The following is a 7,726-nucleotide window of genomic DNA, read 5'->3' as shown; positions in this document are numbered from 1 at the left end:
GGTTTAAAATTTTCCATAAGGGCATAGACCCGGTCGAGGAGCACATACTGACATCCGCCTCTTGGATAGACTGAACGAAGGAAATTGGGACATAGATCTTGTGAGACATGGAAGGGTAAGTTACCAGAGATAATGCGGACATCCATCGTAGCCATAATTTAACAAAGAAGCACAGCTCTCTTTAGGTCACCTATCTATGTACACATAAATACAAAGTTTCAATATATACCAAGAACGCTTCTTTTTGAAATAATGAAATCCTAAGAATAAGTGAGATATTGAGAGTAATTTATAATATAGAGAGGAAGGTATTATGAGTAATATTAGAAAAGTTATCGTAACTGGATCTACTGGTATGTTAGGAAATAGTGTAATAGAAGAATTTACGAAAAGACAATGCTTTAAAGTTTATGGTATTAGTCGAAATATCAATAAAGATAACAGTAGGTTATATACTCATATATCAATTGATTTAACTGATTTCAATTTGCTCGAACAAGTAATTGATGAAATAAAACCTGATATAATTATTCATTGTGCAGCAATTGTAAATGTAGATGATTGTGAAGATGATAAAGAATATGCTTATAACTTGCATGTAAAAGCAACTCAAATATTGGCTTCATACAAACCTGGAAGTACCAAGTTTATATATGTATCAACAGATTCAGTATTTGATGGTAATCTAGGGAACTATAGTGAAATAGATAAAACTAATCCTCTCAATTATTATGCGCAGAGTAAATTACAAGGGGAAAAGATAGTTTTAGATATAAACTCTAATGCTATAGTTATTAGAACAAATATATATGGATTCCATATTCCAAAGAGTAAATCATTGGTAGAATGGGCTATTGAGAATTTTTCTAAACAAAAGGATATAAACGGTTTTACAGATGTGTACTTTAATCCTGTATATGTGGGTGAGTTAGCAGGGGTTATATTGTATTTATGCACCCATGTTGAGTATAACGGCATATTAAATGTTGGTTGTAAAGAGCATATTAGTAAATATGATTTTTTGAGGAAATTAGCACAACAATTTTTATACTCAGAAAGACTTGTTCATAAAATATCTGTTGATGAAATCAAGTTTAATGCACTGAGACCTAAGATTACTACTCTTAATATTGATACACTTAAAAAATTATATTATAAAGTACCTAGTATAGAAGTTGGAATGAAGAATATGGCAGATGATAAAAAGGAGATATAATTATGGAATGGAAAAGAACAAGTTCTTTTGCTTTGAAGAAGAAAAAAATAGAAAAGTGGATCTATATAGAAGATGAAGTTGAAAAAAGTTTTGATGTAGAAGTTACATTTGGTAAACCAATTGATATATTATCGTTAAAAGAAAAAATGATTTCTAATTTTAAATTAGAGATAAAAAATATGAAGACGTCTAGAAGAAATTTATTCAAAGGAGAACTTGAAAGAGTTAAAGTATGTCCTATTTGTGGTGAAGAGAGCACAGATGCAAAAAAAGTTTTAGAAGTATATAATGCTGTATATTGTCAATGTAGGAAATGTTCTCACTGTTATGTAATGTATAGACCAGAAAAACAACAATTAGAAAAGTTTTATATTGAAAATAAAGGATACCAAAGTACATATATGGATAAAAAAAGCCTATCGACAAGGATAAATCAAGTAGTGATTCCAAAAGCGGAATACGTAATAGAACAATATGAAAAACTTTATGGTAAAAAACCTAAATCTATATTAGACGTCGGTGCAGGTAGTGGTCATTTTGTTTATGCATGTAGACAAAAGGGAATCAAAGCTGAAGGTATTGAAATAAGTAAATTTGGAAGACAATTTTGTAAAGAAAATTTTGATATTGAGTTATATGATAAGGATTTTACTGAATGTTATAATGAATTTAATAATTATGATATTGTAACTTTTTGGGGAGTTATTGAACATGTACCAAATCCAATGCAAATGTTAAGTGCTGCTAAAAAAATAACTTCAGGAAGGAAAACATTAATAGCAATTGAAGTACCTAGATGGGAATCTTTTGGGTCAGCAATTCAAAATGTAGCAACGGACAGTATAGTAAGGCATTTAGATCCATTGGGTCATATCAATTTTTTCACTGATGAATCATTAGCAACAGCTTTTATTAAGAGTGGAATTGACATTTCTTCAGCGTGGTATTTTGGAATGGATATATTTGAATTAATCAATCAATTTTCGTACTTGAATGATAATGAAGATTTCATTAACAAGATAAAAAAATATATTCCGAATTTGCAGGAAACAATAGATGAGTCACGATTATCTGATGCAATGGTACTTCTAGGTATACCAAATGATAATTAAATGGTAGGTTGAAAGGACGGGATTATTGTGAATACCAAAATTTTAATTAAAGTTAGCGATAAAGTTATAGGGAAAAGACCATATTTTATTGCTGACATAGCTGCAAATCATGATGGAGATATCAATCGAGCTTTTGAACTAATTCGATTAGCAAAAGAAGCTGGAGCTGATGCAGCAAAATTTCAGAATTTCAAGGCTGACATGATTGTTAGTAAGAATGGATTTGACTCTTTTAAACAAAAATTATCTCATCAGTCCGCATGGAAAAAATCTGTCTACGATGTTTATAAAGATGCGAGTATTTCTCAAGACTGGACACAAAAATTAAAAGAAAAATGTGATGAGGTTGGTATAGAATATATGACTAGTCCATATGATTTTGAATCTGTTGATCATGTTAATAAGTATGTAAATGCTTTTAAAATTGGATCAGGTGACATTACGTGGATTGAAATGTTAAAATATATTGCGAGTAAAGGTAAGCCTGTATTAATTGCTACTGGTGCATCATCTATTGCTGATGTAGAGAGAGCAATTAACGCTATAGAATCTATTAATAAGAGGATTGTCTTAATGCAATGTAATACAAATTATTCAGCCTGCCATGAAAATTTTAAATATATAAATTTGAATGTTTTAAAAAATTACAAAGAAAAATTTCCGAATCTCATATTAGGGTTATCAGATCATACAAAAGGTCATTCTACTGTTTTAGGTGCAATAGCGCTTGGAGCAACTGTTATAGAAAAACATTTTACAGATGATAACAATAGGGTTGGGCCGGACCATAAGTTTTCCATGAATCCTAAAACATGGAGAGAGATGGTTTATAGTGCAAATGAACTATACTTAGCATTGGGTGATGGAATAAAAAAAATTGAAGAAAATGAGAATGAAACCGTTGTTGTTCAGAGAAGGGCTTTGTATTTCACGAAGGACTTATCCTCTGGTAGTATAATTGAAAAAGAAGATTTAATTCCTTTACGTCCTATTAAATGCGACGGTATTCCGCCTTATGAAATAGATAAAGTCATAGGTAGAACTGTACTTGTAAATGTGCAAAAAGATACTCATATTAAGTGGGAGGATATGAAATAATGATAAAAGGTATAAAGGTTTACTTAGCTGCGGTTGAAAAAGAAGATTTGAATTATTTAATGAAGTGGAGAAATAGAGAGGACTATAGAAAATTTTTTAGAGAGTATAAAGAGATAAACAGTGTAATGCAGGATAAATGGTTTGAAAATAAAGTTAATAACGATAATTCAACTATAATGTTTTCGATAAGAAGAGTTTCTGATGATGAATTACTTGGTTGCTGTGGATTGTGTTATATTAACTGGGTTCATCGTAATGCAGATTTATCTTTGTATATAGGATGGAACAATTCATATATTGATGATGAAGGATATGCAGAAGAAAGTTGTGATTTAATTTTTAATTATGGATTTAACGAACTAGGTCTTAATAAAGTTTGGACTGAAATATATGAATTTGATGTTAAGAAAAAAAAATTGTATGATAAATTTGGGTTTCATGTAGATGGTGTTTTGAGAAAAAACTATTTTAGTTACGGTAAGTGGTGGAATTCATATGTTTTATCATTACTAAATAATGAATTTAGAGAAAAGTAGATGAAATGGGGGGGTATCTATTGCTTAAGGAAACTACTTAAAGTGATGGATGCCCTTTTTATTATTGTGACAAAATAGAAATCATTTAAGAATACCTTAAAAAATACGATAATATACTAAACAAGTAAATTATAGATTAAATTAATAATATTATAATCTTAATAAAATAAAGCTAAATGGTTTATGGGTTGGACGCTAGGGTTTATTTTAGAACAAGTAGAAGAGATGGAAAAGTGAATAAAAGGTACAAACCTATTGGAATAATAATTGTATTAGGAGATGATGCAGTATGGGACATTACACAGGAAAAAATATTCTTATAATTGGTGGAACTGGTACTATAGGTCATGGACTTATAAAGGAAATTGTTAAACAAGAACCAAAGGTAATAAGAATACTTAGCAGAGATGAATATAAACAATTTATAATGGAAAATGAAATTAATGATGATAAACAGTTTAGATTTTTGATTGGTGATGTGCGAGATTATGAGAGAGTAGAAAGAGCAATGAATAACATAGATGTAGTATTTAATTTAGCAGCTATGAAACATGTTCCGGCATGTGAGTATAATCCTAGTGAAGCTATTAAAACTAATATTGTGGGTATGGAAAATGTGATAAAAGCAGCTATGCACAATAATGTGGAATGCGTAGTGTTTACAAGTTCAGATAAAGCCATTAATCCAGCAAATTCTTATGGAGCTACAAAGCTTTTATCAGAAAAATTAGTGCAAGCAGCGAATTTTAATAAAGGTAATTGTAGAACTAAGTTTGTTGCAGTTAGATTTGGAAATGTTATGGGATCGAGGGGTTCAGTAATACCACTATTTAAAAAACAAATTGAGCAAAATAGAAAAATTACAGTTACGGATCCAGAAATGACTAGATTTATGATGACTTTAACTGAGGCAGTAAAGCTTATTATGGATGCTGTAGAAAATACAATAGGTGGAGAAGTATTTGTTCTGAAAATGCCAGTAATTAAACTTTATGATCTTGCAGAAGTAGTGGTTGAAGAAACTTGTAAAAAGCTTAATATAAAAAAAGAAGAAGTGGAATTGCATACTATTGGCCTTAGGGCAGGAGAAAGAAAATTTGAAGAACTTATGACTAAGGAAGAGTCTGAATTTGCTTTTGATTTAGGCGATATGTATTCGGTATTGCCATCAGCATATTTAGAAAATCTATATGAATTTTATGAAAAACATAGAAAAGCTGAGATTAGAAGCTATAATTCATCAGATAAAAATATATTAATTAAAGAGGAAATTAGAGCATTACTTAAGAAAGAAGGCTTGGTGTAATTAATAAAAATAGCTATTAGGAAGATGGTGGCGCAAGGATTGGCATGGGACATATAATGAGAACTTTGGTTCTAGCAAAAAAACTCTCTAAAATTTCAGCTTGTGAAAGTACATTATACGAACTAGCAACTTGTGGAATACCAACCCTAGGGATTATAGTTGCGGAAAATCAACAGGGAATAGCTGAAAAATTAAGTGAAATGGGAATAATAGAAAACATAGGATGGTATGATAAATTAGATAAAGACACGTTTGTAAGAGAGTTAAACGCTTTATGTAATAATTATGGAAAAAGAAAAGAAATGTCTGCAAGAGCTAAACATGCTATTGATGGAACGGGTTTAAATGAAATAGTGAAAAATATAGGTATAATTAAGGGGGAACTGACAAATGAATATATTAGTAACCGGAGGCGCTGGTTTTATAGGTCGCTGGGTGGTTAAAAGATTGTTAGAGGATGGTCATAGAATAACTGCATTGGATAATTTGTCAAACGGTAGATTAGAAAATATAGAAGAGTTTGATGGAAATAACAGTTTTAGATTTATAAAAGGAGATATACAAAGCGAAAAGACTATGGATGATATTTTTAGAGAAAAATTTGATGTAATATATCATCTAGCAGCATCAATAAATGTTCAAGATAGTATAGATAATCCAAGAACTACCTTTTTCAATGATACTGTTGGTACTTTCAATATACTTGAAAAAGCTAAGATTCAGATGTTTGGTAAAAATGGAAGCATGGATGGTGATGGATGGGTTCTAGATTCTAAGGAGGATACTTATCCATGTAAGGTAGTATTTATGAGCACCTGCATGGTTTATGATGCAGCACAGGATAGTGGAATAGATGAAAGCCATCCTACAAAGCCTGTGTCACCCTATGGAGGAAGTAAAATAGCAGCTGAAAATATGGTGTTATCATATTATAATGCTTACAAGCTTCCAACGGTGGTTATAAGACCTTTTAATACTTACGGACCTTTTCAAAAGACGGGTGGAGAAGGTGGAGTTGTTGCTATATTTATAAATAATTCCCTTCATGAAAGAGATATAAATATATATGGATCAGGACAGCAGACAAGAGACCTCCTTTATGTTAAGGATTGTGCTAAATTTGTAGTAATGACAGGGTACTCGGAAAGAGTTAATGGTGAAATAGTAAATGCAGGAACAGGAAGAGATGTAACTGTATATGAATTGGCAGATATAATAACAAAGCAACGAGTTAAAGTTCATCTAGTAAAACATATTCACCCTCAAAGTGAAATTATGAAGCTTAAGTGTAATTATGAAAAGGCTAAGGAACTTATGAATTGGCAGCCAGAATATACATTAGAGCAAGGAATAGAAGAAACAGAACAGTGGATAAAAGGTACAAAGCTATTAAAGTAAAAAAACTTGCAAAAGTGAGATATTCTAATAAAAAAAATTGGAGATGGATATTAATGAAACTTGCTATCTTTGGAGGACTTTACATATGGCATGTTTTGCCGCAGGAATTGGCGAGGGTGATGAGGTAATAGTTGCACCTATGACATTTGCAGCATCTTCTAATTGTGTGTTGTATCGTGGAGGTACACCTGTTTTTGCAGACATAGATGCTAAAACCTATAACTTAGATCCATCTCAAATCGAGAAACACATTACTGATAAAACTAAAGCAATTATTCCAGTGGATTTCACAGGACAATCAGTGGATATAGATGCTATAAGGAAAATTGCAGATAAACATGGGCTGTTAATTATTGAAGATGGTGCACATGCTTTAGGGAGTGTGTACAAAGGAAATAAAGTCGGAACAGTTGCAGATATGACAGAGTTTAGTTTTCATCCTGTAAAACCGATAACAACAGGAGAAGGTGGACTTGTAGTAACTGATAGTGAAGAATTATATAATAAAATGATATTATTTAGGACACATGGGATTACAAGAGATGATAGCATGATGGAAAAGAATGATGGTCCATGGTATTACGAGCAAATAGATTTAGGATACAATTATAGAATAACTGATATGCAATGTGCATTAGGTACTTCTCAAATGAATAAGATTGATAAATTTATTGCAAGAAGAAGAGAGATTGTAGCTATATACAACAAAGAATTTAAGAAAATACTAGAGGTAATAACTCCATATGAAGCACAATTTTCTGATTCTGGTCATCATATTTATGTTATTCAATTAGAACTGGATAAATTAACATGCACAAGGAAAGAAGTTTTTGAAGCTTTAAAAGCTGAAAATATAGGAGTTAATGTGCATTATTTACCAGTATACTTGCATCCTTATTATGAGAAGTTAGGATATAAAAAGGGATTATGTCCAAATGCAGAAAACTTATATGAACGTATGATTACGCTTCCAATATATCCAGGTATGAATAACGATGATATAAAAGATGTTATAGAAGCTGTAACTAAAGTTGTTACTTACTATAAAAAGTAATTAGCA

Annotated in this window: 8 protein-coding genes; all 8 read left to right on the top strand. The window is 31.0% G+C overall.

Annotated features, from left to right (window positions below):
* The first annotated feature begins 313 nt into the window (after positions 1 to 313).
* The 8 genes from ACJAX4_RS07610 to ACJAX4_RS07575 all read left to right on the top strand — a co-directional run bounded on the left by ACJAX4_RS07610 (position 314) and on the right by ACJAX4_RS07575 (position 7,720).
* The gene (locus ACJAX4_RS07610) at positions 314 to 1,216 is read left to right on the top strand and encodes a dTDP-4-dehydrorhamnose reductase family protein (RefSeq protein ID WP_435788856.1); all 903 of its coding nucleotides are present in this window, start codon (positions 314 to 316) and stop codon (positions 1,214 to 1,216) included.
* Between the two features lie 2 nt (positions 1,217 to 1,218).
* Complete coding sequence (locus tag ACJAX4_RS07605) at positions 1,219 to 2,328, top strand: class I SAM-dependent methyltransferase (RefSeq protein WP_435788855.1); 1,110 nt, start codon at positions 1,219 to 1,221, stop codon at positions 2,326 to 2,328.
* Positions 2,329 to 2,355: 27 nt separating this feature from the next.
* The gene (locus ACJAX4_RS07600; protein ID WP_435788854.1) at positions 2,356 to 3,426 is read left to right on the top strand and encodes an N-acetylneuraminate synthase family protein; all 1,071 of its coding nucleotides are present in this window, start codon (positions 2,356 to 2,358) and stop codon (positions 3,424 to 3,426) included.
* Positions 3,426 to 3,962: a GNAT family N-acetyltransferase gene (locus tag ACJAX4_RS07595; RefSeq protein WP_435788853.1), complete on the top strand. Its 537-nt coding sequence runs from the start codon at positions 3,426 to 3,428 to the stop codon at positions 3,960 to 3,962. Before ACJAX4_RS07600 ends, ACJAX4_RS07595 begins: the two co-directional genes overlap by 1 nt.
* A 289-nt stretch (positions 3,963 to 4,251) precedes the next feature.
* Positions 4,252 to 5,268 (top strand): SDR family NAD(P)-dependent oxidoreductase, encoded by a 1,017-nt coding sequence (locus ACJAX4_RS07590; RefSeq protein ID WP_435788852.1) that lies wholly within the window; start codon positions 4,252 to 4,254, stop codon positions 5,266 to 5,268.
* A 44-nt stretch (positions 5,269 to 5,312) separates the two neighbouring features.
* Positions 5,313 to 5,711, top strand: a complete 399-nt coding sequence (locus ACJAX4_RS07585; protein WP_435788851.1) for a hypothetical protein — start codon at positions 5,313 to 5,315, stop codon at positions 5,709 to 5,711.
* Positions 5,659 to 6,666, top strand: coding sequence for a dTDP-glucose 4,6-dehydratase (locus ACJAX4_RS07580; protein ID WP_435788850.1), 1,008 nt, complete (start codon positions 5,659 to 5,661; stop codon positions 6,664 to 6,666). The genes ACJAX4_RS07585 and ACJAX4_RS07580 overlap by 53 nt, the downstream gene beginning before the upstream one ends.
* A gap of 85 nt (positions 6,667 to 6,751) precedes the next feature.
* Positions 6,752 to 7,720: a DegT/DnrJ/EryC1/StrS family aminotransferase gene (locus ACJAX4_RS07575; RefSeq protein ID WP_435788849.1), complete on the top strand. Its 969-nt coding sequence runs from the start codon at positions 6,752 to 6,754 to the stop codon at positions 7,718 to 7,720.
* Positions 7,721 to 7,726 lie beyond the last annotated feature (6 nt).

The sequence above is a fragment of the Clostridium sp. genome (assembly GCF_051278035.1).
Taxonomy (GTDB): domain Bacteria; phylum Bacillota; class Clostridia; order Clostridiales; family Clostridiaceae; genus Clostridium_AD.
The sequence above is the reverse complement of the archived record's forward strand: the minus strand, read 5'-3'. Positions and strand labels throughout refer to the sequence as shown.